This is a genomic window from Brevundimonas sp. (assembly GCF_965279155.1).
Classification (GTDB): domain Bacteria; phylum Pseudomonadota; class Alphaproteobacteria; order Caulobacterales; family Caulobacteraceae; genus Brevundimonas.
Genome location: NZ_OZ257138.1, coordinates 364593 through 391519 on the forward strand (window position 1 = coordinate 364593; position 26927 = coordinate 391519).

General features: G+C 65.0%; 21 protein-coding genes, 3 tRNA genes and 2 pseudogenes. 13 read left to right on the forward strand and 13 right to left on the reverse strand.

Annotated elements, in window-relative coordinates:
• The first annotated feature begins 296 nt into the window (after positions 1 to 296).
• On the forward strand, positions 297 to 3914 hold the full coding sequence (locus ACQY72_RS01750; protein WP_428155305.1) for an SIR2 family protein: 3618 nt from the start codon (positions 297 to 299) through the stop codon (positions 3912 to 3914).
• A gap of 30 nt (positions 3915 to 3944) precedes the next feature.
• Here the strand turns inward: ACQY72_RS01750 and dnaE2 are convergent.
• Positions 3945 to 4307 (reverse strand): annotated as a pseudogene (gene dnaE2 / locus ACQY72_RS01755) (error-prone DNA polymerase); the annotation flags it as partial.
• Between the two features lie 105 nt (positions 4308 to 4412).
• Here dnaE2 and ACQY72_RS01760 point away from each other — a divergent pair.
• The 7 genes and pseudogenes from ACQY72_RS01760 to ACQY72_RS01790 form a co-directional block, all read left to right on the forward strand.
• Complete coding sequence (locus ACQY72_RS01760; RefSeq protein ID WP_428155307.1) at positions 4413 to 4571, forward strand: hypothetical protein; 159 nt, start codon at positions 4413 to 4415, stop codon at positions 4569 to 4571.
• 45 nt (positions 4572 to 4616) lie between these two features.
• Positions 4617 to 7076: a VPA1262 family N-terminal domain-containing protein gene (locus tag ACQY72_RS01765; RefSeq protein WP_428155309.1), complete on the forward strand. Its 2460-nt coding sequence runs from the start codon at positions 4617 to 4619 to the stop codon at positions 7074 to 7076.
• A gap of 259 nt (positions 7077 to 7335) precedes the next feature.
• Positions 7336 to 11076 carry a hypothetical protein gene (locus tag ACQY72_RS01770; RefSeq protein WP_428155311.1) on the forward strand — a complete coding sequence of 1247 codons (3741 nt, stop codon included), beginning with the start codon at positions 7336 to 7338 and terminating at the stop codon, positions 11074 to 11076.
• Positions 11073 to 12308, forward strand: a complete 1236-nt coding sequence (locus ACQY72_RS01775; RefSeq protein WP_428155312.1) for a hypothetical protein — start codon at positions 11073 to 11075, stop codon at positions 12306 to 12308. The genes ACQY72_RS01770 and ACQY72_RS01775 overlap by 4 nt, the downstream gene beginning before the upstream one ends.
• 650 nt (positions 12309 to 12958) lie before the next feature.
• A complete protein-coding gene (locus ACQY72_RS01780) occupies positions 12959 to 14599 on the forward strand; it encodes a Mu transposase C-terminal domain-containing protein (protein ID WP_428155314.1) in 1641 nt (546 codons plus the stop codon).
• Complete coding sequence (locus ACQY72_RS01785; RefSeq protein ID WP_428155315.1) at positions 14596 to 15495, forward strand: TniB family NTP-binding protein; 900 nt, start codon at positions 14596 to 14598, stop codon at positions 15493 to 15495. The genes ACQY72_RS01780 and ACQY72_RS01785 overlap by 4 nt, the downstream gene beginning before the upstream one ends.
• Before the next feature lie 41 nt (positions 15496 to 15536).
• Positions 15537 to 15809, forward strand: a pseudogene (locus tag ACQY72_RS01790) (hypothetical protein); the annotation flags it as partial.
• 57 nt (positions 15810 to 15866) lie between these two features.
• On the opposite strand, the gene ACQY72_RS01795 reads toward ACQY72_RS01790, so the two are convergent.
• On the reverse strand, positions 15867 to 16007 hold the full coding sequence (locus ACQY72_RS01795) for a hypothetical protein (protein WP_428156738.1): 141 nt from the start codon (positions 16005 to 16007) through the stop codon (positions 15867 to 15869).
• 313 nt (positions 16008 to 16320) lie between these two features.
• On the opposite strand from ACQY72_RS01795, the gene ACQY72_RS01800 reads away from it, so the two are divergent.
• Positions 16321 to 16560, forward strand: coding sequence for a hypothetical protein (locus ACQY72_RS01800; RefSeq protein WP_428156739.1), 240 nt, complete (start codon positions 16321 to 16323; stop codon positions 16558 to 16560).
• A 153-nt stretch (positions 16561 to 16713) separates the two neighbouring features.
• Positions 16714 to 17058 (forward strand): hypothetical protein, encoded by a 345-nt coding sequence (locus tag ACQY72_RS01805; RefSeq protein WP_428155317.1) that lies wholly within the window; start codon positions 16714 to 16716, stop codon positions 17056 to 17058.
• A gap of 162 nt (positions 17059 to 17220) precedes the next feature.
• On the opposite strand, the gene ACQY72_RS01810 is transcribed toward ACQY72_RS01805, so the two are convergent.
• Both ACQY72_RS01810 and ACQY72_RS01815 read right to left on the reverse strand, forming a co-directional pair.
• Complete coding sequence (locus tag ACQY72_RS01810; protein WP_428155319.1) at positions 17221 to 18021, reverse strand: DUF1365 domain-containing protein; 801 nt, start codon at positions 18019 to 18021, stop codon at positions 17221 to 17223.
• Positions 18018 to 19355, reverse strand: a complete 1338-nt coding sequence (locus ACQY72_RS01815; protein WP_428155321.1) for an NAD(P)/FAD-dependent oxidoreductase — start codon at positions 19353 to 19355, stop codon at positions 18018 to 18020. Before ACQY72_RS01815 ends, ACQY72_RS01810 begins: the two co-directional genes overlap by 4 nt.
• 165 nt (positions 19356 to 19520) lie before the next feature.
• Between ACQY72_RS01815 and ACQY72_RS01820 the strand changes: the two genes are divergently transcribed.
• Genes ACQY72_RS01820 through ACQY72_RS01830 form a run of 3 tightly spaced genes read left to right on the forward strand, consistent with a single transcriptional unit; the run spans position 19521 to position 21534 of the window.
• Positions 19521 to 20099, forward strand: a complete 579-nt coding sequence (locus tag ACQY72_RS01820) for a sigma-70 family RNA polymerase sigma factor (protein ID WP_428155322.1) — start codon at positions 19521 to 19523, stop codon at positions 20097 to 20099.
• Positions 20096 to 20734, forward strand: a complete 639-nt coding sequence (locus ACQY72_RS01825) for a ChrR family anti-sigma-E factor (protein ID WP_428155324.1) — start codon at positions 20096 to 20098, stop codon at positions 20732 to 20734. The genes ACQY72_RS01820 and ACQY72_RS01825 overlap by 4 nt, the downstream gene beginning before the upstream one ends.
• On the forward strand, positions 20731 to 21534 hold the full coding sequence (locus ACQY72_RS01830; protein WP_428155325.1) for a DUF1295 domain-containing protein: 804 nt from the start codon (positions 20731 to 20733) through the stop codon (positions 21532 to 21534). The genes ACQY72_RS01825 and ACQY72_RS01830 overlap by 4 nt, the downstream gene beginning before the upstream one ends.
• A 7-nt stretch (positions 21535 to 21541) precedes the next feature.
• Here the strand turns inward: ACQY72_RS01830 and ACQY72_RS01835 are convergent, their stop codons facing one another.
• The 9 genes from ACQY72_RS01835 to ACQY72_RS01875 form a co-directional block, all read right to left on the reverse strand.
• Entirely contained in the window at positions 21542 to 22498 is a 957-nt protein-coding gene (locus tag ACQY72_RS01835) for a rhodanese-related sulfurtransferase (RefSeq protein WP_428155327.1), read from the reverse strand.
• A 28-nt stretch (positions 22499 to 22526) separates the two neighbouring features.
• Positions 22527 to 22603 (reverse strand) — tRNA-Arg (locus ACQY72_RS01840).
• A gap of 19 nt (positions 22604 to 22622) precedes the next feature.
• Positions 22623 to 22928 carry an ETC complex I subunit gene (locus ACQY72_RS01845; RefSeq protein ID WP_372692031.1) on the reverse strand — a complete coding sequence of 102 codons (306 nt, stop codon included), beginning with the start codon at positions 22926 to 22928 and terminating at the stop codon, positions 22623 to 22625.
• Between the two features lie 77 nt (positions 22929 to 23005).
• Positions 23006 to 23082 (reverse strand) — tRNA-Pro (locus ACQY72_RS01850).
• A 45-nt stretch (positions 23083 to 23127) separates the two neighbouring features.
• A complete protein-coding gene (locus tag ACQY72_RS01855; protein ID WP_428155329.1) occupies positions 23128 to 23607 on the reverse strand; it encodes a DUF192 domain-containing protein in 480 nt (159 codons plus the stop codon).
• Between the two features lie 21 nt (positions 23608 to 23628).
• Positions 23629 to 24096: a cold-shock protein gene (locus ACQY72_RS01860; RefSeq protein ID WP_428156734.1), complete on the reverse strand. Its 468-nt coding sequence runs from the start codon at positions 24094 to 24096 to the stop codon at positions 23629 to 23631.
• A gap of 295 nt (positions 24097 to 24391) precedes the next feature.
• Positions 24392 to 24466: transfer RNA gene (locus ACQY72_RS01865), tRNA-Glu, on the reverse strand.
• 76 nt (positions 24467 to 24542) lie between these two features.
• Positions 24543 to 26354 (reverse strand): single-stranded-DNA-specific exonuclease RecJ, encoded by a 1812-nt coding sequence (gene recJ / locus ACQY72_RS01870; protein WP_428155331.1) that lies wholly within the window; start codon positions 26352 to 26354, stop codon positions 24543 to 24545.
• 39 nt (positions 26355 to 26393) lie between these two features.
• Positions 26394 to 26843 carry a hypothetical protein gene (locus ACQY72_RS01875; protein ID WP_428155332.1) on the reverse strand — a complete coding sequence of 150 codons (450 nt, stop codon included), beginning with the start codon at positions 26841 to 26843 and terminating at the stop codon, positions 26394 to 26396.
• Between the last annotated feature and the right edge of the window lie 84 nt (positions 26844 to 26927).

Sequence of the window (26927 nt, forward strand, 5' to 3'; positions counted from 1 at the left end):
CAGGTTGGACTGCCGCAGGCCGATCGTAGGCTTGCCGCGTCTACTTGCATCGAGGAGCCCCCGGCGACGGAGTCAGACCTCGGCAGACTGCCAGAACGCAAAGTGCGCGGCCCGTCTCTGACTCGTTGCTGACCATCGGAAAATCAGCTTCAAGGGTCGAATACGCGAGCGGTGACACCCTAAAGCGAGCGCCCGAACGATCGCAATAGATCTTGAGGCTGCCGTCAAAGTGCTGACCTTCCGACGTTCGAGGTTTAGCGTTGAGGGCGGTAGCGTCGCGACTTGAGGGGGAGACAATGACGATCAGGTTCTCCGAGAACGGCCCGGAAATCCCGAGCGCCTTGCTCGACGCGCTCATCGCCGGCGACGTGGTCTTCGTCTGTGGCGCCGGCATCAGCGCACCGCAGCTGCCGCATTTCCGTCTGCTCGTCGAGCAGGTCTATGCTGGCCTGAACGCCGAGATGGAGCCTTCCGAAGAAGCATCCTTCCAAGCCGGCCGGTACGAGGAAGCCCTCGGTTCATTGTCGCGGAGAATGGTCGGGAGCCGCGACGTCGTGGACACGGCTTCAGCGCTCCTGGCCGTGCCCGATCCTGTGGACCTGACCCGCCACGCGACAGTGCTGAGGTTGTCCCGTGACATCGCCAATCAGGTGATTGTGGTCACGACCAACTTCGACACTCTAATAGAACGGGCACTGGCCGACCATACCGGTGGAGATGTTCGGGAGGAGAGCGCCGCCGGTCAGGGCCTGCCGCCCCCGGGCGGCGCGGACTTCCATGGCGTCATCCACCTCCACGGTCGGCTTCGGGACGAGGCGTTGGGGCTGGAGCCGACCCCGCTCGTTCTGACCAGTGCGGACTACGGCGACGCCTATATGCGTAGCGGCTGGGCGTCGCGGTTCCTGTTTGATCTGATCCGCTGCAAGACCATCGTCCTTTTGGGGTACAGCGCCTCCGACGCCCCTATCCGCTATTTCCTATCCGTACTGGCGGCGGATCGAGCACGCTTCCCTGCGCTCAACCCGGTCTACGCCTTCTATGCCGTGTTTGAGGACGTCGCCGAGGCGGATGCCCACTGGGGCACGTTGGCCGTTGAGCCCATCCCCTACCGTGCCTTCCGCGATCCGGAGACGGGGGCCGAGGATCACGCAGCCCTCTACGACGATCTGGCCCGGCTTGCAGATGTCGTCGAACGGCCGAAAGCGTCTCGGCGAGAAAGGGCGCGGGCGCTCTTGCAACGTGATCCAGGTAGCCTAACCCCGCTCGAAACAAACGAAGTGGACTGGCTCTTTAACGGTCGATCTGATCTTTGGGATCTCGTTATCCGAGAGGTGACCCAGGCTGGCTGGTTCGAGCTTTTCCGAAAGCGAAAGCTCTGGGATGACAAGACGGCGAGCTGGGTGGTCGCAGCCTGGGCGGCCCTGGAACCCCAATCTCGGGGCCGATATGAGACCGCCATCCGATGGAAGGGTCTGCTCGGCGAGCCTTTCACCGACGAAGTCGCGTGGCGCATTCGACAGACGGCGGACCTTCCTGACCTTTGGCGCAAAGCCTGGCGGCTGCTCTGTGTCGATCAGCTTCAGGAGGACAATGTTTGGGACCTGAAAAGCCCCTACGAAATCCTGGAGGCGATGAAGCAGGGTGTCGTCCTGGATCGCGATCTGGAGCACGCCGTCGGTTGGCTGAGGCCTCGTCTCGACATCGAGCCACACACAGGCGCGATTTACGGTTCGCCGCCGCCCGAGCCGGCAGAACGACTTCATGACATCGCCTGGCCACGGCTCAAGCTGAGCGATCGGGGCGCGTTGCCGGACTTGCTCAACGCGATTCCGCAATGGGATTCCGAAGCGCGTTTGCTAGACCTCATGGCGTCGGCGCTCGCCAGTACGGTGCTGACCGCTGGTGACGCGGAGATGATCCGCGACGAGTATGACGCCGTCGATGGCGGCCTGCCGTCCATCGAACCTCACAAGCAGAACGACCATCGCGACGGCGTCGTCCATCTGGCCCAGACCTCCGCCACGCTCCTTCCGAAGCTGGCGGCCACGGACAGGGATGCCGCGAGAGCGATCGTCGCACGTTGGCGGGCGTTGCCGGGGCGCCTGGGTCTCCGGCTGTGGCTGCAGGCCTGTCGAACACCCGCATTGTTCACGCCGTCCGAAGTCCTCATTGACCTTGAGAGGCTGTCAGAGATCGACTTCTGGACGCTGCGACGCGAGCTTGCTCTGGTTTTTAGGGAGGGGCTAGCCGGTGCACCGGAGGATGAGGTTCTGCGGCTCGAGGCCCGGATTCTGGATACAGCCGACGCCTATTTCCGCCGGTACGAACTCGACGAAGGCCAGATGGATTGGCGTCCTCACGCCCGAGACGCAGAGGTCTGGCTGCGTCTGATGATGTTGTCGGAGGCCGGTCTCCTCTCCCAACCCGGGAAGGACGAGCTTACGGCGATCAAGGTTCGCCGCGACTACCTGGATCGTGCCGTCGAGGATCGGGATTTCTTCGGGTCCTATATGTCCGAGGTGACCGTCGTCACCGGTGATCCGTCCCCGATCGTCGAGGCGGCGGACGAGGATCGCCTGGAGGTGGCCTTGCAGGTTCGGGCAAGCCGGGACCTCCACACACAGCACGGCTGGAGTGCCTACGCGCGCCAGGATCCGGAAGGCGCCTTCAAGACGCTCATGGACGGCCCCCGAAACGAACCGAATGCACCGCTGTGGCAGGAGTTCATCGGCACGCTGTCGTGGCCTAGCGATCAGGAAGACACCACCAAGTCTCGTCTGACCGTATCGGTGTTCGAGGTTCTGGACGGCGCGGAAGACGACTTTATCGATCTCGTCTCGGACAGGCTCGTCGATCTGCTCTGGGGTGCGGCGGATGCAGCCGATATCGACAGCGGTGCTTGGTGGAGCCGCCTCTGGGCCTCAGTGGTTCGGTCTGACGACGGCGCTGCGCCCAAGGTCGACGATCTCTATTCGCAGGCCATCAATCATCCGGCCGGTCGTCTGACGCAGATCGCACTGAAGTCGATCGAACGACAGCGGCGAGACACTCCGGATGTGCGTGAGCCGTGGCTGGGAAGACTGCGCCAAGCCGGCGCGGAAGGCGGCCTAAGCGGGATCATGGCTTGGGCGGTTATGGCTCATGACCTCGTTTTCGTCCTGTCGGTGGCGGAGGAAGACGCCGTTCGCGTCATGGCGCCGGCCATGAGCGCCGATGACGATATCGGAGCTGGTCTGCGCAAGGTGGCGGTGGAGGAGGGGCGAGTCTCGCCTCTTCTGACCCGACGGTTCGGCCCGATCTTGATCAAGGCGGCGACGGAAAACACATCGTCCGGCTGGTCCCAAGTGCATGCCGCAGGCAAGCTCCTGATCCCCCTCGCTAGCGTGGCCAGCGGAGACAAGGCGGCGGATGCCTGGGGCGTGACGACGGCTGAGGTCGCTCACGCGTTGAGGGTCGGCACACCTTCGCTGCGCGATGGCGCCGCCGAATGGTTCCGCCGAGCACTCGAGGAGGAGGCTGATCCGGCGGCCACGTGGCGGGGCTGGATGGGGACGCTGTTCCGAACCGTCTGGCCGAGGGAAGCAAAGTACCGCGATGCGGCCCTGAACCGTCACCTCGCCGACTTCGCGATCGCTGCCAGTGATGCATTCCCCGAGGCGCTTGAGCTGCTGCGACCCTACTTCATGCCGCGAGGCGCAGGTCGAGGGCACACCAACTCCTTGAGCAAATCCGACCTGCCGGATCGCTTCCCAAACGCCTGTTTGGACCTTGTCTGGATACTTTTTGGTCTCGGCGAAGTGGTCGATAATTATGAGCTCCCCAAGCTACTCGACCGTCTGATCACTGCGGCCCCGCGCTTGGAGGCTGATCGACGCCTTCAATGGCTTGAACATCGCGTCTTCCGGTTCGACTAACTCCGAGATGTCCGATTGGATCTTCGAAGCGGTGAAGCCGGCGCATTCGATCGCAACCCGCATGGCCTGTTCCTGGAGGAGGGGCACGCCGAGGGTCTTGCCCAGCACCTTCTCCAGCTCGGGATTGGGATAGACGACGTCCTCCTTGCCCTCTCTGCGACGCAGATAGGGATGGACCATGTCGCCCTGGATCGGGCCGGGGCGGACGATGGCGACCTCGATGACCAGATTGTAGAAGGTGCGCGGCTTGATGCGCGGGAGCATGGCCATCTGGGCCTGGCTCTCGATCTGGAAGACACCGAGCATGTCGGCCTTCCGGATCATCGCATAGGTCTTGGGGGCCTCGGCCGGAATGGTGGCGAGGTCGAGCGCGATCCCCTTGTGCTCGGCCAGCCGTCTCAGCGCGGCGATGCGCTTCTACACCATGACCCCGTACGTTGTGACCATATTCACCGGTCTGGCCGTCGCCATCGGCGCCACCCTGTTCCGGTGGCCCATTTGGCCGACATCTCGAACTCGGGCACGCTGTTCGCCATTTTCATGATGTCGATCGCGGTAATGGCGCTGCGCAAGGCCGACCCGAGCCGGCATGCCGACGCCCGAGGCCTGACACGCAGAGCGCAACTTGTTTTCCCTCGTGCAATGGTTGCGCGTTAACGAGGACTGCGCTCAAGGTCGGCCGTCAACTTTGCGAGGCCCGGAATGGATACGGCTCTTATCGTGATGGGCGTCGCTGTCCCCGGCGGGGCGCCTGTCTTCTGCTACGCCCAACTCAGATCGGTGATCGCCGCAGGCGATTACGGACCCCTCACCCTGCCCAGATCCGCAGCCCCGGCGAACCATCGCCGCGTCGCGGTGATGAAGGCGTTCGAACTTGTCTCATGGCGACGGCGCCTGAGCGACGATGAGTTGGCCGCTTTCCGTTCCGGGCTGTCGGCGGGAACGGTGTCCTTGCCCGATGACTGTCCGATCGAGCCCGGCAAGACAATTAACGGCGAGACCTTCCCGGATACCTATATTCTCGAGACAAGCGACTACGTACCTGTGGCTGGTGCCGGGGTGCTGACTAGCCGCGGGCTGTGTTCGGCCGACGCCGTGCCCGATATCGTAAACCTTCTCATCGCTGCGTTTGGCCGCGCTGAGGTCGGCGACGGGGTGCAGGCGCTGCTCACCGCGATCGACGATGAAATCGGGTCGCCGAACCTCGTGGCGGAAACCCGTCGCCTGGGCGTCGTGGAAGACCTTCGACGGTCATCGTCGGCGACAGCCGCCGATCTTCTGCGTGTCGCGGTGGCCAAGGTCGATGCCCGATCCGACGATGCCTGCCTTCAGCTCCGCATCATTCGAGAGCCGGTGGTCACCGCGCGCCGCGACCTCCGTGTCGTGGTTCGGATGAAGACCTCGACGTTCGAGGTCGTCCGCCGACTGATCCTGATCCCTGCGGACACGGATGAGCAGATCGTGGACTCGCCGAGTCACATCGTGGAGGCGGAGCTTCAGGTTTTCGATGCGCGGGATGGGGAGTTCCTTCAGTTGGTGGATACATGGTTTACCCAAGGGTTCCTGCTCTCCATGACCATGATGGGCGCCACAGACCTGCTCCCGACGCCGTTCAGCTCAGCGCCTCACAGCCCAGACCTGATCGCCCGGCCCCGATTTGAGGGCGGCGGTCCGAAGACTAGGCTGGGGTTCGGAAATCGCTCAGGCGGCTTCGATGTCCTGAAGGCGACCGCGGATATTGTCGATCAACTCGCCGGAAAGCGGGACGAGAAACTAGAATCCCGGTTCTTCGAGGCCGGGCATCAATCCCAAGTCGAGGTGATCCGCTGGATCAAGTCCCAGCTCGAAAACACAGACGTGGAAGAAGCTTTTCTCCTCGATCCTTACCTCGGTCGCCCCGCTATGGAGCGGGTCATCCTCCGCAACGGGAGTGAGAGTCTGAAGCTGACCCTGATGGTGTCCCCCGGGGCCGTCGATCCAGACGCCGAGAAAATGGACGCCATCGTGGGGTCGGGACTTCACGTTCAGGGTCTGGTCGCCGCCGCCGAGGCGCTGAAGTCTCAGCTGTGCGGAGAGGTTGAAATCATCCATGTCGAGCGGGGGAGCGATCAGCGCCAGGCCTTCCACGACCGCTATCTGGGCCTCAAGCTGCAGGATGGAACGCCTCGTGTCTTCGTGCTGTCGAACAGTCTCAGCAAGGCGGCTGGAGCGTGGCCATTCGCCATCGCCGAGGTTGATCGCCGCGCCGCATGGCGGATCGCCGCCTATGTCAGCGCCCTGCGCCGCGGCCTCGAAAACGGTCACCCTGTCACCTCCACCGTCATCTGGCGTTCTGGCCCACGCGAGAGCCAGTATGAGGTCCCCGAGGCGACGGCCTTCCAGTCGGCGCTGTGGGAGCTTCACGGCGCGTTGTGCGAAGTCTGCACCGGTTCAGACGATGTCGATCCCGAACCCTACACGCCTCTTGTCGACCAGCTGCTCGCCTGCTTGCCTGAAGATCAGGATGTCTCGGATCTCGGGACGGCGGTCTTCAAGGGGATGTACGGGCGTGATCGTTCGGCGAGCTTGCTGGCCGGCTGGATCGAAGACCGGCATGGCCATGAAGCGCTGGGACGGGCCGTCGCGGCAGCACAACTTGACGAGATTCTCCAGCAAGTGGCCCCCAAGGACGGACGTATCGGTCGGGTCCACCTTCAGATCGACTCCCTGGTCCTCGCCGGCCTTCAACTGTCGCGCACCCCCAAGGGGACAGATGTCATACGGGATCGCCTGAACCCCGCCGCGGAACACTGCATGCTCTGGCTCGAGCTGGGAGGGGCGGGCGACCGTTCCCTTCGCGCCCTCTCCGCCGTATTCGCGATCGTCCTCATCGGGCTGGAGACCGCGCGCCAGGGTGTCGATCTCGTGCCCGCCCACCGGACGGGCCTTGCGACCGACTATGTCGCCCTGCTGGCCCGCGTGCTGCGGACCGACACTGCCCGAGAATGGCTCGCGCTGCGTGACGACCTGGCCCCGGACACGGCGATCGTGAGACGATGCTTGGCCGCCGCCGAAGAACTGGCGTCCGATCTGCACGGCCCGGTCGCCGCGACCTGGAGACGGCTGTCGGCGGACCCCCTCTGTGTCAGGCCGCTTCCGATCGCTGACGAGCGGTCGCTGTGAATCTGGCAGATCCGGTCGCGGAAGCCGCACGCCTGCTGTTGCAGAGCATGTCCACGAGCCGGGGAAAGCTCGGCCGGCGACAGTCGTTCCTGTTTGGCCGCCCGGGGTCTTCGCCCCACGACCGGCGAATGGCGAGGCGATTTCAAAGATACGGCTTTGGGAACGGGCCGGACGGGACCAGCATCCAGCAACGCCGCCGGCCGACGGATGCCCTAGAATGATCGCGCGACCTGGGATCTGATTCGGAGCTCTCGACGTCATGTTCAACATCACCGGCGAGGATATCGCGCAACTGGGGGACGCCGACCTGCGGACCCTCGTCGCCCGGCTCGCCCAGGCAGAGGTGGCGCGGCGCGGCGGTCCCGTGTCAGCGGTCACCGCGGGCGGTCCGCAGGACGCCGGGGACGGCGGCATCGATGTGCGCGTTGAACTGCCGACGCCGACTGCACAACCCGATTTCGTCCCGCGGGCACAGACAGGGTTCCAGGTCAAGAAACCACCCATGACCCCATCTGCGATCGGTGGCGAAATGCGCCCGACCGGCACGCTGCGCGCTGCGATCGCCGAGCTTGCGGAGAAACGCGGAGCGTATCTGATCGTGAGCGGAGCGACGGGGGTCACCGACGTCGCGCTCGCAAGACGCCGGACGGCGATGCGAGAGGCGGTCGCCGACCACCCAAAGGCGGGGGATCTGCATCTCGACTTCTATGATCGGGACCGGCTCGCGGCGTGGGCCGACCTCTATCCGGGCGTGGCCGCGTGGGTGCGCGGGCGGGTCGGGCGCCCGCTCGCGGGCTGGCGACCGATCGGGCGCTGGCGGGACCTCTCGACGGCCACCGACACCGGCTACCTGATCGACGAGGGGCTGACGCTGATCGACGAACGCGACGGGGCCAAGGTGCTGCCAATCGAGCAGGGCCTCGCGCTCCTGCGCGATCTGCTTCGGCGACCCGGCGCCTGCGTCAGACTGATCGGCTTGTCCGGGGTGGGCAAGACCCGTCTCGTGGAAGCTCTGTTCGAGGACGGGGTCGGCTCAGCGCCCCTTGATCCGGGTTCGGCCATCTATGCGGACTACGCCGACGCCACGACGCCGTCTGCCCAGGAGATGGCCCAACGCCTCGACGAGGCCCAAACCTCAGCCATTCTGATTATCGACAACTGCAACCCGGCGACGCACAGCCGACTCGCCCAGGTGTGCGGGCGGCCGGGCAGTCGGATCAGCCTCCTGACGGTCGAGTACGACATCCGGGATGACGAACCGGAAGCAACCCAAGTCGTACGGCTGGTCGCGTCTTCGGAACCCTTGGTCGAAACGTGGCTGGGGCGGGACTTCCCGCATGTGTCCCAACTGGATCGCGGCCGGATCGCCACCTTCAGCGGCGGCAATTTCCGCGTGGCGCGGGCGCTGGCGGGCGCGTTGCGAGTCGGGGAAAGCCTCGGTCGATTGCGAGACCGGGACCTGTTCGAACGGATCTTCCGGCAGCGGAACGACCCGGACCAGACCTTGCTGCGCGATGCCGAGACGCTCGCCCTGTTCTATTCGTTCGAGGGCGTGGACGATGCGGACGGCGAACTCGCGCGTATCGGTCGGCTCCAGGGACGCATGGTCGCCGATCTGTTCGGCACCTTGGCGGAGCTGAAAACCCGAGGCGTGCTTCAAACGCGCGGGAAGTGGCGCGCCATCCTGCCGCACGCCATCGCGAACCCGCTGGCGGCCGGGGCGCTGGGCCGGCTACCCCCCGCCGCATTCGACGCCTTCGCCGCAGCCCTGCCGGAGCGGATGTTCCGCTCGCTCACGCGGCGGCTGGGCCAGCTCCACGATGTGGACGTTGCTCGCGATCTGGTTCAGCGCTGGTTGGACCCCACAGGGCCGGCGGGCGACCTTCTCGCCGGGGGGCGGTTCGATCTGCTGATCAACCTCGCACCTGTCGCTCCGCGCGACACGCTCGACAGGCTAACGGCTGCGGTTCAGGCGGGGGACGGACCGAGAGCCGGAGGATTGCACAGGGGCAGCTGGAACAGCCTGATCAAGGCGATCGCCTATGACGTCGATCTGTTCGCGCCGGCGGCTCGCCTTCTGGCGAGCCTGGTCGCCCGGGAGGCGCACGATGAGAACTACGACAGCGCCCGGGGCGCGTTCGAGGAACTGTTCCATCTCTACCTGTCCGGCTCCCAGGCCTCGCCCGCGGATCGCCGGGCCATCACGGTCGAGCTCCTGAGGAGCGACGACCCCGGCCTGCGGCGGGCGGGCGGCCTGGCCCTCGACGGCCTGCTGCAGGAGGGGCACTTCAGTTCCAGCCATAGCCTGGACTTCGGAGCCCGCCCTCGGGATTTCGGCTGGCACCCGACGACGACGCAGGACGTCAGCGACTGGTACGAAGCCGCGCTCGGCGTCGCACGAACCGAAACGCGCCGGGACGAACAGCGCGTGCGTTTTGCCGGAGCGCTGCGCGGTCTCTGGCGATACCCGGCCTGCCGCACGGCGTTCGAGGCGGCCGCGGCGGATTTTGAAGGCGACGGCGGCTGGCTTGAAGGGTGGTCTGCGCTGCGGATGGTATTGCGCTACGACGCCGAGGGGATGCCGACCGAGGTTCGACAACAGACAGACGCACTGATCGACAGGCTCAAGCCAGACGGACTGCTGGCGCGGGCGAGAGCATGGGTCGTGTCGCCACGGCCGGGTCTTTGGGAGGACGACGACGACGAAGAGCCCTCGGACTCCGGCACCTCATGGGAGCGCGCCAACGACCGTGCCGCCGAAATCGGCGCGGCCATGGCGTCCGACGAGGCCCTGCTCGCGGCCTTTATCCCCGAGGTGATGAGAGAGGGGGCGGCCGCGATCCGCGATGCGCCCTTCGCCCGCGGTGTCGCAGGGGCCGTCTCGGATCTGCAGGCGACCTGGACAGTCATGACGACCGCCTATCGCGTCGGAGAGCCAGCTCGCCACTCGCCTGTGATCCTGGCCCATTTCCTCGCGGCCGCCCGGGCGCGGGATGACGCCTTCGTCGAGGCCTCGCTTGAGGCCGCCGCCGCCGACCCGGATCTCGCGGGAGTCCTTGCCTACCTCCAGTTCACAGCCGGTTTGGATGCGCGCGGCATCGACCGACTGCTGCGCGCGATGGACGCGTCCGACGCGGTCGAATCCTACCAGGTCCTTGGACGCGTTCACCCCGAGGACGTTGCGCCGGCCGATCTGGCGCGTTTGCTGGCGCGGCTCGCGCAGAAGCCTGGCGGCGTCACGATCGGCCTGGACGCGCTATCGACCTATTTCTACCCGTCCGGTGGCAAGGCGGTCGAACCCCACCCCGCGCTCGTCGTCCTGGGGCGCGACCTCTTCTCCCGCATGGGACCCGAAGGTCTTTCGGACATGCGGAATTACAGCCTGCGCTATGTCGTACGGCCCTGTCTCTCCGGCGTGGACGGAGAAGCAGCCGCGCGGCGGACCTGTGAAATCGTCCGCAGCCTCAAAACGGGCCGGTCGGGTTGGAAACGGGGCGGAAACGGACTTGCCCAGGCGCTCTTCGAGGTCCAGCCGGAGATTGCACTCGACGTCTTCATGGCCGGTCCGGACGGGCCCGTTGAGACGCTCTTTCGGGAGCGCCCCGGCGGCCCTTCACCCCTCAACAAACTGGATGTGTCGCAGGTGGTCAGCTGGGCCGATAGGGACCCGGCGGCCCGCTACGCAGCCTTGGGGACCGCTTCCGCCATGTTCCTCAAAGACCAGGGCGATCGTACGCTGGGATTGAACCCACTGTTCGTAACCTTGCTCGAGCACTCCCCGGATAAGCAGGCCTTCCTGGGGTCGTTCTACGACCGTCTCGCGCCGAGGAGCTGGTCGGGTTCGCTCGCCGAGATACTAGACCAGCGGCGGCGACTGCTCGACGCCTTGCCGGATCATCCGGATGTTCAGACCTGGCGCGAGGCCGCCGCGCCCCAGATTGCCCGTTGGATCGCCACCGAGCGGGAGAACGAGGCAGAGCGGGAGGAGTCTTTTGAATGAGCGAGGCCGAGCCGATCGATGACGCCGAGCCTGTCTCCCTTTTAGGCCCCGCGAAACGAGTTCTTCTGGGGGCCGGGTCGCCTTCGCGGCTCAAGCCCAGACGTCGGGCCGGACGACCGGTTTGTCTGCCGGAGCTGAAGCTGGACGGCATCATTGCGGAAGGCGGGCGCGAAGGTGAGATGGTCAAGGTGTGGAACCGCCTGTCCATGACGTCCGATGCCCCGCATTTTCATCTCATTCTCGAGAACCTGGACAAGACCCTCGCCGGCGCGTCGCAAAGCGCCGGGATCGAGACCCGAGGTCTCGCAGACGCAAATCTCGCGCTTCTCGTGATCCATGCCGACCATACCGCCGAGCTTTGGTCCGACAATCTGCCCGTGACCATGGATATCGTCCTGCTCCGCAGCGTAGAGAAGGGCGAAGCCGTCTTCCACCACGACATTGGAGATATCCGGGCCGTCAATATTGGGGGGCCGCGTCTGTTGGCCGATGACAAGGTTCTCTGCGTCATGCGCGAAGGCTGGCGCTTCGGATTCTATATGAATCTGACTCAGCAGTTCGATCCTGCGGAAATGGCGCGCACGCTCGCCGCCTTGATCCGGCGAATGCGCTACGCACGAATCTACAACGCTGTTCAGCAGCCGGCTGTGTTCGACCGGCTGGTGGAAGCGGGCTGGTTCCCCTTCGCCGAAATAGTGTCCCGGGAGTTCCCGAGCATCATGGGCGCGGTGGACGCGGGCTGGACCCTGGACGACGTCAACAAGGAGATCCTGAAGGCGTTCGACGAGCCCCGGCTCGACAGGATGCTGGAGCGTTGGACCCCCAGACCGCACTTTGCAGACGCCGCGCCTCTCCTGCGGGCAGCGATCGCGGCCTACAAACGCGAAGACCCGGTTTCGGTCCTGAAGATCGTGCTCACGGAGATCGAGGGCGTTCTGCGGCGCGCCTACAAGGCGGAGACCGGACAGTCGGCCAGGCTCAAACGTCTGCTCGCCTTCGTCCATGAGACGGCTGTAAAAAAGACCGGCGCGCCTGACACGCTGCTGCTGCCGGAAAGGTTCACCGACTATCTGCGGGATTATGTATTCGCGGAGTTCGATCCTGACGCCGGCGGCGGGCTGGCCGGATCCCGACATGCCGTCGGTCACGGTGCGGCCGCGGCGGACAGCTACACCCAGGTGCGCGCCCTTCAGGCGCTGCTGACGCTCGATCAGCTCGCTTTGGCCACCTGATCGTCTGTCGGGATCGTCTGAAACACCGTGCGCGCTGGGAAAAAGCAGCGGCAACCACTATTTCGATAACGCTGTTTGTCAGCCGGGTGCTACCCGGAAAGCAAAAGGGATTAGCGGGCGAACTGCTAAATCCCATTGAAAAATGGTGGAGCTTAGCAGAGTCAAACCGCTGACCTTTTGCGTGCCCTCTCTGACCGCCCAATTCATGTTGGAGAGCTTCGGAACAAACCTCTAACCAAGTCCCTGACGAGAGCAACCTGATGCCGCCGGACCGTCAGACACCGTCCTGACGTAGTTACGGCACCGGGCAGCCGGTGCTAGTCCCAGCCCAATGTCGGCAAGTGGGCATCGAGCCCATGTCCGCTCCTGGCGCAAAGCTGTACCTGGCAGAAACTAACTGCGCAGATCGATGATGTCGCAAAACGCGCACGCCGGCACCGTAGAAGTTAGATCTAGTCCAGCACCCCGTTGCCGATGGCTCGGCTGAGACGCTCACCGTCCTAGCTGCCAAACCGAGGAGTTGTCGTCGCGAAACGATGCTCAGTTCGAGTCCCATTCGTTCGAACTTGGGCAAGTAAGGCTTGACCTACTGCCGGACTCCAGATGCTCTTCTCTGATATTGCAGAAATCTGCAAGTCTGGAGAGCAGCTATGGCTGGTCGGATAGGGCGTGACGACGCGTCGGACGCGCAATGGGATCGGGCGGTCGCCATCAGCCAGGTTCTTGGTCCGCTCGTTGGCACAAAGACGCGGCGCGCGGATATTGACCGCGCTGCGGCGGAACTGGGCATCTCGACGTCGTCTGCCTACGCCCACCTCAAATCACTGAAGGCCGATCTGCGTCCGACGGCGCTATTGGGCGGCCGGCCGGGCAGGCCGCAGGGCAGCTCCTCGCAGGATCTTCGGATCGAAGAGATCGTCGCAGAGGTTCTGAAGCGTTCTTACTGTTCCGATCAAAAGCCAAGCGAGACTGCGGTTCTCAGGGATATCCGCGGGAAGTGCATGGCCGAAGGGCTCCTGCCTCCCGGACGCAAACTCATCCACAGCCGGATAGTGGCGCTGGACCTCTATCAGCGTCTGCGCTCGCGGGAAGGCGAAAACGTTGCCGAAAGGGCCGCGCCTCGTCCGGGCGGGATGGTCGCGACCCGTCCGAACCAGATCTGGCTGATCGACCACACGCTGGCCGACGTGATCCTGCTTGACCGACGTTATCGTCAGCCGCTGGGGCGACCGACGCTGACGCTGATCATCGACGCCTACACCCGGATGTGCGTTGGCTGCTATGCGAGCTTGGGTGCGCCGTCGATCGTTCAGACCGCCATGGCCTTGCTGCGCGCCTTTATGCCCAAGGAAGCGCTGCTTGAGGCGGCCGGGGTCGCTTGGGACTGGCCGAGCCACGGTTTCCCCGAGATCGTGCATTCCGACAACGGCTCCGACTTCCGGTCGCTGGCGATCCGACGGGGTCTGAACACCTATGACGTCAAGTCGCACTATCGGCCGGTGCGCAAACCAAGGTTCGGCGCCCTGATCGAGCGCTTCATCGGCACCATCATGGGCGAACTTCACCTCGTGCCGGGCACGACGTTCTCCAACGTGCAGCAGCGCGGCGAATACGACAGCGACCGCAAAGCGGTCATGACGCTCGACGCCTTCGAGCATTGGGTGCTGCTCCAGATCGCTCGCTACCACAGGTCGCCGCATGCCGGTCTGGACGGCTTCACGCCGCTGTCGCGCTGGACCGAGGCGACCGAGGCCGGCTTCAGACCCCGGGCGGTGCAGCCGGGTTTGGCAGAGGACCTCCTGCTGGCCTTCCTGCCGAGCGCGACGCGCAAGGTGAGCCGAACGGGAATCCAGTTCAAAAAGCTTCGCTATTGGGCGGTCTGGTTCGGACCGCTGATCCGCAAGGGGCAGGGGTCGATCCAACTGCGCTACGACCCCCGCGATATGTCCTGGATCTGGGTCTTGGCGCCGACGGGCTGGGAACGAGTCCATCTCTATCACCGCCAGGCGCCCTTCACCCTTCGCGAACACGAACTGGCAATCGCCGAAATGCGCACCCGCGCCAACGCCAGCTGGACAGAGGAGGACCTGCACGCCTTGCGACGGGAATCGACTGAGGTGATCCAGGCCGAATCCCGGGCCACCCGGCGATCGCGCCGACAGAACGAACATGCCGAACGCTCGATCGAGGCGAGTCAGGGCGTATTCTCGCTTCCCGCGCCGGAGAACGCGCCGAGCTCCGAGTTCGCAATCACGACCCTCGCGCCCAAGGCTGTTGTGGAGGAATGGTGACCGACATCGTCCATCTTCCCGAAGCCGATCCGTGGCTGCGGATCGCCGCAATCCAGCGGGATCGCTGGGCACCCAATCCGGTCAGCGACGGAGCCCTGAAACGCGCCCGTCTGGCCGTTTCGTCGGCCGGTAGGCTGCGCCCGAGGGCTGTGTTGTTCTGGGGTCCACCTAATGCCGGCAAGAGCGCCCTGCGTGAGAAGATCGTTCGTGAGATCGAACGCAACCTGTTCTTTCCCGGTCGCGCCCAGGCTCAGGTCATAGTTTCGTTCGAGGCTCCGCCAGAAGCCGATGAGGCCCGGTTCTACGAAGCCCTTCTTCAGGGTGCCCATCGATACATCCCGCCAGGGAACAACCGAACCCTGCTCCAGGCAGTGACCCTGTACTTCGAGGACGTCAGGCCCGACGTCATGATCCTCGATGAGGTCGGCAATCTGAACGCCTATACCGGGGCCCGTGGCGCCATCTGCCTGAACGCGCTGCGGCGGCTGTGCAACGTCCACAAGGTCGCTCTGCTGGGATTTGGCACCGCGACCGCAATGACCGCCATGCAGGCCGACGAGCAGCTCGAGAACCGACTCGAAATCTTCCACCTGCGACCGCTGACTCCGCCGGAATTCACCGCCTTTGTCGACCTGATGACCAGCGCCATGCCGCTGCTCCAGCCCACCGTCTGGTCGCCGGCGATGCTGGAGCGCGCCTACGAGATGACCGGCGGCTATGTCGGGCGCACGGTTTACCTGATCCATGACGCGGCGACCGAGGCAGTTCTGTCCGGCATCGAACAGATCACGCCGGAGATCCTAGACAGCGACGAGCTCGCAGAGAGCCTGGCCGCGCTGCGCCAGGCGCGAATGCGCGCCGGCAGGCGGGGTCGCCGGTCTAGGGGAGACCGTTGACGCTCAAGCCCTATCCGGACGAAGCCCCCGGATCAGTCCTGATGCGCTGGGCCGCACGGGGCCGCGTAGCGCGCACGCTGGGTCAGATCGCGCTTCAGGACGACCTTCAGACCCAGCATGCGGCGCTAATGGCCTTGCGGCAGGCGGGTGCCAGCGATGAGGTTCTGGAGCTAACCGACGCCCTGGCGCTGGACCGGCGCTGGCCCTTGCTCGCGGCCGACGATCTCGACCGCCCTGCGGAGGGGGCCGACCGGTTGGGAAAGGCGTGCGAGTTCTGTCTCGCGGAGGACTCAGCTGAAGGGCGGGATCACTATCTGAGGCAGGATTGGAGGCTGGCTTGGCGGATAAGCTGCCGACGGCACGGTTCGCCGCTAGTCGATGTCGAGACCTTCGACCTCGTCCCGGTCGTGATCGATGGCCAGCGCGAACGCCGGGTGCGGTTGTTGCGAAATTTCGAGAAAACCGTGGATCGCTTCCTGAGGCGGGCGCGGGGAGGGGGCTTCAACCGTCAAATTATCCCGGCTGCCGCGCTTTGCTTGGAGGCCGACATTGACGCCGCCCTCGATGGGCGTCGGCTTCCCGCACTCTGGTGCTTGGGGTCGGACTGGCCGCGGGCGAGGCGGTCCCTGATAGGTCTCGCCGATCTGCTACTGAGCCCCTCTCGTACCGGGCACGGACGTCTGATCCACTATGTCGCTGATGAAGGTCCGATGCCGCAGAGCCACACGCAGTTTTTCACAACAGGGGGGTTCCCTGTTTTGGGCAGCCTTTGGCAACGCCGCATCCTCGAAAGCTGTGCTCGGCTTCTGATTGATCCGGACCGATATGAGCATCTGGATCAGGGACGGCGGTACACGCCCCATGCTGATCTGCTTGGGGGGGGGCGGCACGGTGAGGGCTCACGGCGCTCTTGGCCGGATGGCTTCCGCCGACACGCTGAGCACCATCCTGGCGTACGCGCGGGTCGAGCAGATCGAGCGCCTCGAAGCCAACCTACCTGGAATGGCCAAGCCTCTGGCAAACCGAATACGCAACGCCGCGGCCGTCGCGCTTTATATCCCATAGGGAACTAGACGACCGCCGACATGCGGCGACTTCGTTAGCTCCGGTGCCTAGGTTTTATATAGGATAGAATATATCGCCACCGCCTAGACGCCGGACTCCAGTTTTGCGACTCTCTAGGAGTTAAAGTCAAAAAATGTTGCAGGAGTCAGGGTGATGAAACCGAAAAACGGTTCGCTCCCGGATCACTACCAGACGATGAGCCTTCGTCTGCCTAGGCCGATCCATGAACGCATGAAAGCCTTGGCTTCGCGCCGCGGCTCCCGTGCGGCTGAAACCTATATCGATACGGTCGAGGCTTTTATCCGCGACCATCTGAGCGACGATCAGCACATTTTCGCGGTCGAGAACGACGCTGTGCATATAACCATCAGCACACCCGGCGCGTTTGTGCGCGCGGTTCGCGAGGCCGCGAATGTGCGGCGGGTCAGCCCCAACGAACTGATCTACACGGCCGTACTGCGGGAGCTCGACGCTACGGCCGCTCAAGGCGTTAGATGATCGGAGTTCGAGTCCAGGGATTTACGCACCTGAGTCCAGACATTTGGGAACAAAAGCCGCGTCAACAGGAGAATCCAGCCTTTGGGGAAAACTGACAGCCTTCCCATTGCTCACATCCATATTGCGCATAATATATCTTAGGCGATAATACGATTTGCGCGTCTAGCGTCCCAGTCGGCTTTCCTGCGCCTGCTTCTGGATCGTCACCGGCGTCTTCGCGCGCGGCGGCTGCCGCGTCAGTCTGGCGCCCTTCAGCCAGAGCTTGAGGGCCTCGTAGTGGATGGCGGCGACCACCTTGAAGGTCATCAGCGGGATCCCCGCTGTGGCTGCCGCGATCTGGCGGTCATCGAGTTTCTGGCGTTCGGCCGCCATGGACGCCGTGATCAGCAGGCCGGCCGCGTCTAGGCCGTCGATGGTCATATCGAGGCGCTCACCCGGTGCGTGGCCTCGGAACCGGTAATCCATCTCCATGCCCATGAAGGGCGAGACATACAGCGCCTTGGCGGCGCCCTGTCGGATCAGGCCGGACGCTTGATCCTCGGCCGGCACGGGAATGACGTAGGCGTGGCGAATGCCGAAGGTGCTGGTCACCTCGTACACCATCGCCGCCAGTCGGCCGTCGGGATGGTGGCAATAGTAGAGGCTGATCGGATTGAAGACGTAGCCGAGCACACGCGGCATGGTCAGCAGACGGATGGGGCCGCCGTCCAGGTCGATGCCTGCGCGCTCCATCCAGGCCTCGATCTGAGGCCGCAAAGCGCCGGAACCATCGCCGTAATCAGCGTCGTGGAAGGACAACAGGTTGAAGCGATTGCGAGAGAACAGCCTCAGCCTTCGATCCAGATCATCGATCTCGGCCAGATCCAGCAGCAGCCAGAAGACGCGATAGTTCAGCTGGTGCGTCTTGGGACGCAGGCGTCGGTGCATGACCCGGCCACGATAGAGGGCCGAGGCCTGTGTCACGCGGCGCGCTCGAACGCTGGGGCCGGCAGCGGCGACAGATGGATGCGGCCGCTTTCGTTCTGGACCGACCACGGACGACGAACGCCGCCGAGTTGTTCGGCGACCGCAAGGCCGGACTGCAGGCCGTCCTCATGGAAGCCGGCGCCGAAGTGGGCGCCGCAGAACCAGACGCCGCCCTGCCCTTGCAGACCCCACAACTGCTTCTGCGCCTGAATGGCGGCGGGATCGAAAACGGGATGTTCGTAGAGTTCGCTGCGTAACAGGGTGTCGGCACGCGGCGGGCGCGGCGGGTTCAAGGTCACGAACAGGTCGTCGCCTGGCAGGCCCTGAAGTTTGTTCATCCAATAGGTCACGCACAGCCCGTCGTCGGCCCCGATATAGTTCCAGCTGGCCCAGGCGCGACGGCGGCGCGGCATCAGGCTGGCGTCCGTATGCAGGACAGTCAGGTTGCGGCTGTAGCGGAAGGCGCCCAACAGGGCTTTCTCCTTGGCCGTGGGTTCCGCCAGCATGGCCAGGGCCTGATCGGCGTGGGCGCCGATCACCACCTGGTCGAAACGCTCGACGCCCCCCTGGCTGTCATGGACGAAGACGCCCTCCTCCGTGCGCCGCACCGATGTCACGCCACGATCCAGGCGCACGTCGTTGATGGCGCGCGCCAGATGTTCGACATAGACCCGGCTGCCGCCCTCGACGGTGCGCCACATGGGACGGCCAACCAGTTTCAGCAGGCCGTGATTGCCGCAGAATCGGATGAAGGACTCGGCCGGATAGTCCATCAGCGTATGGGCCGGCGAAGACCAGATGGCGGCGGCCATCGGCAGTAGATGGTCGTCACGGAATGCCTCGCTGAATCCTTCCCGCTTGAGATAGTCGCCAAGGGTGAGCGAAGGATCGGACATGCCGGCCAGATCCTTGGGCGCATCGCGATAGAAGCGCAGGATTTCGCTCAGCATCGACCAGAATCGAGGCCGCAGCGCATTGCGACGCTGGGCGAACAGGCCCGGCGCTGCATATTCGAACTTGCCGTCATCCAGCGAGACGGCGAACGACATGTCGGTGGCGCGGGTCGCGATGCCCAGATGTTCGAACAGGGCGATCAGATTGGGATAGGTCGCATCGTTGAAGCAGATGAAGCCGGTGTCGACGGCGATGTCGCCTGACGGCACGCCCGCCGTCACGGTGTTGGAGTGGCCGCCCAACCGGTCGGCCTTCTCATAGATCGTCACCTGATGCCGCTGGGACAGAAGCCAGGCCGACGACAGGGCGGCGACTCCGGAGCCGATGACGGCGATCTTCAGGCGATCGGCAGACGGATTCGCGGGCGACAGGGACATGGAAACTCCGAATACACGCCCGCTGGCGTAAGCCCAGGCATGAACGGATTACGGGTCGCCGTCATGATCGGATCGCGATTGATCCAGACATTTCGGCTGAGCGTATTAGGGTCCATGCATGTCGAGTCACTGCCCTTCACGTCGAATCCATGCCGGTCCCCGCGCATGAAGACACTCGACAATTCTTCCGATCCTTTTTTCCACGATCGGCTGATCGAGGCGATTGCCTTACGGCGCGACCGAGATGCTTTCGCCGCCCTGTTCGCCTATTTCGCGCCGCGCCTGAAAGCCTGGCTGATCAAGTCAGGGGCCACGCCAGGCGCGGCCGAAGACTTCGCCCAGGACACCATGCTGACCGTGTGGCGCAAGGCTGACTTGTTCGACACTTCCAAGGCCCGCGCCGCGACCTGGATTTTCACCATCGCCCGCAATCGTCGCCTGGACATGCTTCGTCGCGACGCGCGTCCCCTGCCGACGCCGGAGATCGAGTTGGCGGGCGAGGACGTGCGCCGCCCCGACGAACTTCTGTCGATGTCGCAGGACGCAGACCGGGTTCGCGACGCCTTGTCCCGTCTCAGCCCCGATCATGTCGAGGTTCTGCGCCTCGCCTTCTTCATGGACAGCTCACATTCCGAAATCGCCAAACACCTCGACCTGCCGCTCGGCACCGTCAAATCCCGTATTCGTAACGCCATGACCAAACTCCGCCTGATCCTCGCCCCGTCCGAGGAGGCCGCGCGATGAACCCGCAACGCAATCCTTCAGAAGAACGGCTGCTGGCCTATGCCGCCGGCACCCTCAGTCCGCCCGAAGCCGTGGTGATGGCCGCGCATTTGGCGATGCGGCCGGCGAACGACGCTTGGGTTCGTGATCTTCAGGCTGTAGGCGGCGAATTCCTCGACGAGGCGGCGCCGTCGGCCCTGTCTCAGGATGCGCTCGCCTTGGCGATGGCGCGGATCGAAACCGACGCAGGCGAGGTGAAGGCGCTCGCGCCGCTGAACGACATGCCCGAACTGCCAGAGCCGCTGCGGCGCTATGCGCTCAGCCCCTGGCGCTGGGTCGGCCCCGGCATGCGGGTGCGCGATGTGCATGCGCCGCGTGATGGCGACTGCCGGGTGATCCTGCTGAAGATCGAATCCGGCCGAGAGACGCCCAAGCATACGCACGGCGGCGTCGAACTGACTTGCGTCATCTCCGGCGCCTATGCGACGGAGACCGAGCGGTTCGACGTGGGCGACTTCGAAGAAGCCGATCCCGAGGTGCTGCACCAGCCCCGCGTCGTGTCGGACGAAGCCTGCCTTTGCGTCGTGGCGCTGGATGGCCAGATCCAGCTGGACGGCTGGGTGGGCAAGCTGATCCAGCCGTTCGTTCGCCTGTGACCAGCCTGGCGGCGCTTTGGGGCGTTGCAGCCCTGTTTCTTGTCGTCGTGATGTCGACGGCCTGGCTGGTTCAGAAACGCACGGGCCAAGGGGGCTGGGCCGACGCCTTCTGGTCGCTGGGCCTGGGTGCGGCGGGCGTGGGCGTCGCGCTGTTTCCGATCAACGGCGCCGCGCCGTCTTTGCGGCAATATCTGGCGGCCCTGCTGATCGGCCTGTGGGGTCTTCGTTTGGGCTCGCACATCGCCATCCGTGCCGCCCATGAGGGCGAAGACGCCCGCTATGCGCGGCTACGCCACGATTGGGGCGCAGGATTTCAGGCCAAGATGTTCGGCTTCCTGATGCTGCAGGCTGGGGCCGCCGCCTTCCTGGCGCTCAGCGTCATGGCGGCCGCCCGCAATCCGACGCCCGGACTGACCCTGCAGGACGGTTTCGCGACGCTGGTCTTCGTGGGTGCGCTTCTCGGCGAGGCCATCTCGGACCGACAGTTGGCGGCTTTCAAGCGCAACCCCGCCAACAAGGGCAAGGTCTGCGATGTCGGTCTGTGGGCCTGGTCGCGTCATCCGAATTATTTCTTCGAATGGCTGGGCTGGTGCGGCTGGCCCCTGTTCGCCATCAACCTGAGCGGTGAATGGCCGTGGGGCTGGCTGGCGCTGACGGGACCGGCCTATATGTATTGGCTGCTGACCCGGGTGTCCGGCGTGCCCTTGCTGGAACAGCACATGCGGCGCTCGCGACCCAAGGCGTTCGAAGCCTATGGCGCCCGCACCAGCGCCTTCTTCCCTCGCCCGCCGCGTCGCTGAACCGACCTCAGTCCTTGCGGGCGGTCCCAAGGTGAATGTCGCCGCGTTTGCGCGCGATTTCCATCTGCCTGTGGCGCTCGGCATAGCGTTCTCGCTGAGCGTCATCGCGCGTGTCGTGGCAACGCTCGCAGCAGACGCCCTCGACGTAGTGGGGCGAGGCGCGACCGGCATCGTCCACCGGCAAACGACACCCCCTGCAAAGCGTGTGCGGCCCCTGGCTCAACCCGTGCCCGACCGAGACCCGTTCGTCGAAGACGAAGCATTCGCCGCGCCATAGACTGTCATCCTCATCCACCGTCTCAAGGTAGCGCAGGATGCCGCCTTCCAGGTGGTGGACGTTCTCGACGCCTTCCGCCTTCAGGAAGGCCGTCGATTTCTCGCAACGGATGCCGCCCGTGCAGTACATGGCCACGCGCTTTGCGCCGCTCTGCTCCAGCAGGGCGCGACCCTCGGAGCGGAACCAGTCGGGAAAGTCGCGGAAGCTGCGGGTGTTGGGCTGGATCGCCCCCTCGAAAGCGCCGATCTCGCCCTCGTAATCGTTGCGCGTATCGATGACCAAGGTCTGCGGATCGGCGATCAGTGCGTTCCAGTCCGTCGGCGACACATAGACGCCCGCCTGTCGCGCCGGGTCCAAATCGGGCTGGCCCATGGTGACGATCTCGCGTTTGACGCGCACCTTCATGCGGTGAAAAGGCAAGGCGTCCGTCCAGGCGTATTTGAGCTCCAGTGTCTCGAACCCCGGCATGGCGTGGATCGTCGACAACACCGCCTCGACGGCCGCCTCCAACCCGGCGATGGTGCCGTTCAGCCCCTCGGGCGCGACCAACAGCGTTCCCCTCACCTCCCCGGCGTCGCAAACGGCCTGAAGCGCGTCGCGGACAGCGACGGGATCGGCGACGGGTGCGAATCGATAAAGCGCCGCGACACGGACGGCGTGATCGGGCGAGGTCTGAATGTCGGTCATGGATCAGGCCCCTCGAAGGCGCCGGGGATGGCGCGCCCAGCAGGACTCGAACCTGCAACATCCCGCTTAGAAGGCGGGTGCTCTATCCGGTTGAGCTATGGGCGCCAGGGGCAACCGTCAGGCGTCAGTGCGTCCAGGACTGCTTGCGGTTGGTGGCGAAGTTGTCGGCATAGGCCTTGATGATCATTGGCGGATCGTTCGGCTCGGACAGGCGGAAGGCGATGCCGTGGCGCTCTGCGTATTCGACCGCCTCTTCCTTCGATTCGAAGTTCAGGCGGACCTGACCGTTCATGTCGCTGGAGCTGGTCCAGCCCATTAGCGGGTCGATGGTGCGCGCCGAGGTCGGTTCGAACTCCAGCCGCCAGTCGCGGCTCTTGGCCTTGCCCGACTGCATCGCGGTTTTGGCCGGGCGGTAAATGCGAGCCAGCATGGCGAAATCCTCAGTGACGGCGGGGCCTCTGGCCCTGCCATAACGCGCGCTGGACGTATGATCCAGCGGCCTTCCGTTGGTCGGGGCGAGAGGATTCGAACCTCCGACCCTCTGGTCCCAAACCAGATGCGCTACCAGGCTGCGCTACACCCCGGACCGAACGGAGCGCTCTATTGGCACTTCACGAGGCGATCCGCAATCAAGGCTTGAAATAAGGATGTAAAACTTTGTCGCCGGGCTTGGCGTTTATCTCTGCCGCCCGTCCGGCGCGCAGTTCCAGCACGCCGTTGGCGGCGCCATTCGATGGAATGGGCGCCTCCGAGAAGGGCGTGGCGTGCGATGCGATGGAGACGATTCGCCCCTGAGGGTCGATATAGAGGATGTCCAGCGAACTGGGCGTGTTGCGCATCCAGAAGCTCTGCTCGCGCGGCGCCACGCCCGGCCATTGGAACAGCATGCCTCGATCCGCCTCCAGCGGCGGGCGGAACATCAGGCCGCGCTGCCGCTCGGGCTCTTCGTCGGCGATCTCGACCCAGAACGGATGTTCGCCGGATGTGGTGACGACAGCCAGTTTCTGCAGTGGTTCGCCATTCGGACCGAGCGGCGCCTTGGCGGCGCAACCGGCGACGGCGAGCATCAGCAGGCCCGCCATCATAAAACGTCTCGTCGCCTCGATCATACGCCTCTCCTGGGCGCCGGATCAGTCGCCCGTTCTGATGTCCGCGACCACCAGGCCTTTCGGGCCGTTGGCGAATCGCACCCGCACCGCATCGCCGGGAATCAGATCTTCCAGGCCACAGCGACGCAGGGTCTCGATATGGACGAAGATATCGCCAGGTTCGCGATCGCGCACGACGAATCCGTAGCCCTTGGTGCGATTGAACCATTTGACCAAGGCCGTCTCCAGCTCTTCGTCGGTTTCGACCGGCGGTCGCGGGGCCATCGCGGCGGCGGTACGACGAACGACCTGAGGCGCTTCGCTCTCCCCCAGATCATGGATTTCGAGCGTCTGCCAGCCTTTCGAGCGTTTGACGCAGTCGCAGGTGATGGGCGCGCCCTCGTCGGCGGCGTCGCGGCCGAGGTCGCGCAGGCTGCTGATGTGCAGCAGAACGTCTCGCATTTCCGTCAGGGCGGGATCGTCCGGGACGATGAACCCATAACCCTTCATCGCATCGAACCACTTCACGCGCCCAGTGACGCGGACGGTCTGCGCCGTCTCCGTCTCGCTATATTCAGACACTTAAGAACCCCCGTCCGTGCCTCTAACGGACTTACCCTTATGTTTAACACTGTTCCGCGAAAGTTTGAAAAGCGGAAAATGCACGCTCGAAGCGAAGGATGGGCCTTTGGGGAGTGAAGATGCCAGCGCGTCGCCACATAATGGAAGGCGTTTCCGCATCGTCTGAAATGTAAGGCGTTTCTGTTGACAGGAGCCTTTTGGCTCGACCGGCGAACTGCCCGCGTGGCAGTCCCTAGGGGAGTCGAACCCCTCTTTTCAGGTTGAAAACCTGACGTCCTAACCGATAGACGAAGGGACCGCTGCGCGGGAGAGCCGGCGATATAGCCGCGCCCTGGGGACGGTGCAAGCGTGGATTTCGAGTTTTTTGGACGTCGTCAGATCATCCGGGGATCGGCGACATCCTCGATTTCGAACTGCACGCCCTTGCGGCCGTTCCAGTCGTCGGCCTTCAACCGACCGACGACGCTCAACCCGCCCTGCCCCGACAGCAAGGCCTGGCCCAACGGCAGATCGGCGCAGCGCCAGGCGATCGCCTTCACCGAGGCGCCGTCCGCGCCGACCAGGCGACAGCGGACATGACCGCCGTTCATCGCCACGGGTTCGCGCGCCTGAACGCCGGTTAAGGCAAAGCTCGGTTCGGGGTTGGCGGGACCGAAAGGGGCCAACTGCTCGAACGATTCGAACAGGGCGCGGATCGCGGCGCCGGGGTCGATCAGGGCGTCGATTTCCAGCACGTCCTGGGCGACCGCCTCGACACGTTCAGAGGCCAGCCGTTCGTTCAGGAATGTGGTCAGTTCCGCCACGCGCGCGCTGTCCATCGTCAGGCCGGCAGCCATGGCGTGACCGCCTCCCGCCATCAGGATGCCGCTCTCCCACGCGGCCTGGATCGCGCGGCCCAGGTTCATGCCGGGCTGGGATCGTCCCGAGCCCTTGCCCAGACCCGTCACCGGATCGACGCCGATGACGATGACAGGCTTGCGCCAGCGTTCGCGCAGGCGACCAGCGACGATGCCGACGACGCCGGGGTGCCAGTCCTCGCCCGCGACCACGACGACTGCGGTGTCGTCGGCATGAACGCCGGTGGCCTCCACGCGTCGGACGGCGGCATCCGTCACCTGCCGTTCGACATCGCGCCGCGACAGATTCAGCGCGTCCAGCTCGATCGCCAGCGCCTCGGCCTCGGCCGGGTCGTCGGTGGACAGCAGCCGCGCGCCCAGGTCTGACCGCCCGATTCGACCGCCGGCGTTGATGCGGGGCCCCAGGATGAAGCCGGCGTGATTGCTCTTGGCCGGCCCCGGCTCTGCCCCCGCAGCAGCCAACAGAGCGCGAAGGCCCGGATTACGCCAGTCGCTCATGACCTTGAGCCCAAGGCCTGTCAGAGCGCGGTTGAAGCCCGTCAGGCCGGTGACGTCGCAGATCGCCCCCAGCGCCGCCAGATCCAGCCACTGGCGAATGTTCGGCTCCGCCCGGTCGACGAACAGGCCGCGCCTCCGCCCCTCGCGGTTCAAGGCGGCCAGCAGCACGAACACCACCCCCGCCGCCGCCAGATTGCCTTGGCCTGAGTTACAGCCCGGTCGGTTCGGATTGACGACCGCTAGCGCCGTCGGCGGCTCGCTGCGCATCAGGTGGTGGTCGATGACGACGACGTTTAGGGCGATGGCGGCGGCATGGGCCAGCGCCTCGTTCGCCGCCGCGCCGCAATCCACGGTGATGACCAGGTCCGCGCCCGAGGCCTTCAGCGTGTCGAACGCCTTTGCGCTGGGGCCATAGCCTTCGGTCAGTCGGTCGGGCACGTAGATCGACAGCTGATGGCCCATCGCCCGGAACCAGCGCACCAGAAGCGCCGCGCTGGACGCCCCATCCACATCATAGTCTGCAAAGACGTGGATGTTGGCCTTGGCCTGGAGAGCGTTCAGGATCGCATCGGCCGCCGCGTCCATGTCCATGAAGCTGGATGGGTCGGGAAACAGGGCGCGCAGGGTCGGCGTCAGGAAATCGGCGCCTTGATCCGCCGATACGCCGCGCGACGCCAGGGCGCGGGCCAGGAGTTCGTCCAGACCTAGGCCCTGCATGTGCGCACGGGTCGTCGCCGCATCCGCCGGTCGCTGACGCCAGGCGCGACCTGAGAGGGACCGGGTCACGCCCAGGAATGCGTTCAGTGTCTTTGCGCCGCCGTCATCCGCCATCAGCACATCATCGCGGGATTCTGCATCCCCGGCGACCGGTCATTGCGTCGGGCGGCGATCGAGCGGCGGCGGCGCCTTGGCGCGATCGCGCAGGCTCTGAGCGAAGGCTTCGATGTCCGCCTGGGTGCGGGCGGCGTCGGGCGAGACCGGTACGGATCGGACCGCCGCCGACGTCTCGGCGGCGAGGGCCTCGGGATCGGTCAGGGTCCAGTCGATCCGCGCGATCTCGCTGTTCAGCGTCGTGCTGTCGTTTTGCAGGCGCTGAGCATTGGCGGCGACTTGGGCGGCGGGCGGCAGGTCGGCGGGCGCGGCCGGGAAATCCTCCCAGCGGGGATAGTGGCGATTGGCGTCGACCAGTTCCTGAACGCGTGGCGCCAGCGGCGATACGGGCTCGGTCTTTGACGCAGAACCGCCGATGCAGCCGGCCAGCGGCGCTGAGATCGCGACTGCGGCGATCAGGATCATATTTTTCGAGAGCGACGCGTTCATTTCCTAGCTGGTCTTATGCCATCATCGCCACGCGCGGAAGGGCGGATGAACCGGCCTCCTATGCAGGAAGCGCGAAGGACGATC

What these genes read in the sequence shown, in the direction of transcription:
- ACQY72_RS01750 (WP_428155305.1), top strand. Translation starts at nt 297, where the DNA reads ATGACGATCAGGTTCTCCGAGAACGGCCCGGAAATCCCGAGCGCCTTG.
- ACQY72_RS01765 (WP_428155309.1), top strand. Translation starts at nt 4,617, where the DNA reads ATGGATACGGCTCTTATCGTGATGGGCGTCGCTGTCCCCGGCGGGGCG.
- ACQY72_RS01770 (WP_428155311.1), top strand. Translation starts at nt 7,336, where the DNA reads ATGTTCAACATCACCGGCGAGGATATCGCGCAACTGGGGGACGCCGAC.
- ACQY72_RS01775 (WP_428155312.1), top strand. Translation starts at nt 11,073, where the DNA reads ATGAGCGAGGCCGAGCCGATCGATGACGCCGAGCCTGTCTCCCTTTTA.
- ACQY72_RS01780 (WP_428155314.1), top strand. Translation starts at nt 12,959, where the DNA reads ATGGCTGGTCGGATAGGGCGTGACGACGCGTCGGACGCGCAATGGGAT.
- ACQY72_RS01800 (WP_428156739.1), top strand. Translation starts at nt 16,321, where the DNA reads ATGAGCATCTGGATCAGGGACGGCGGTACACGCCCCATGCTGATCTGC.
- ACQY72_RS01805 (WP_428155317.1), top strand. Translation starts at nt 16,714, where the DNA reads ATGAAACCGAAAAACGGTTCGCTCCCGGATCACTACCAGACGATGAGC.
- ACQY72_RS01815 (WP_428155321.1), bottom strand. Translation starts at nt 19,355, where the DNA reads ATGTCCCTGTCGCCCGCGAATCCGTCTGCCGATCGCCTGAAGATCGCC.
- ACQY72_RS01820 (WP_428155322.1), top strand. Translation starts at nt 19,521, where the DNA reads ATGAAGACACTCGACAATTCTTCCGATCCTTTTTTCCACGATCGGCTG.
- ACQY72_RS01825 (WP_428155324.1), top strand. Translation starts at nt 20,096, where the DNA reads ATGAACCCGCAACGCAATCCTTCAGAAGAACGGCTGCTGGCCTATGCC.
- ACQY72_RS01835 (WP_428155327.1), bottom strand. Translation starts at nt 22,498, where the DNA reads ATGACCGACATTCAGACCTCGCCCGATCACGCCGTCCGTGTCGCGGCG.
- ACQY72_RS01845 (WP_372692031.1), bottom strand. Translation starts at nt 22,928, where the DNA reads ATGCTGGCTCGCATTTACCGCCCGGCCAAAACCGCGATGCAGTCGGGC.
- ACQY72_RS01855 (WP_428155329.1), bottom strand. Translation starts at nt 23,607, where the DNA reads ATGATCGAGGCGACGAGACGTTTTATGATGGCGGGCCTGCTGATGCTC.
- ACQY72_RS01860 (WP_428156734.1), bottom strand. Translation starts at nt 24,096, where the DNA reads ATGAAGGGTTATGGGTTCATCGTCCCGGACGATCCCGCCCTGACGGAA.
- recJ (WP_428155331.1), bottom strand. Translation starts at nt 26,354, where the DNA reads ATGGCGGATGACGGCGGCGCAAAGACACTGAACGCATTCCTGGGCGTG.
- ACQY72_RS01875 (WP_428155332.1), bottom strand. Translation starts at nt 26,843, where the DNA reads ATGAACGCGTCGCTCTCGAAAAATATGATCCTGATCGCCGCAGTCGCG.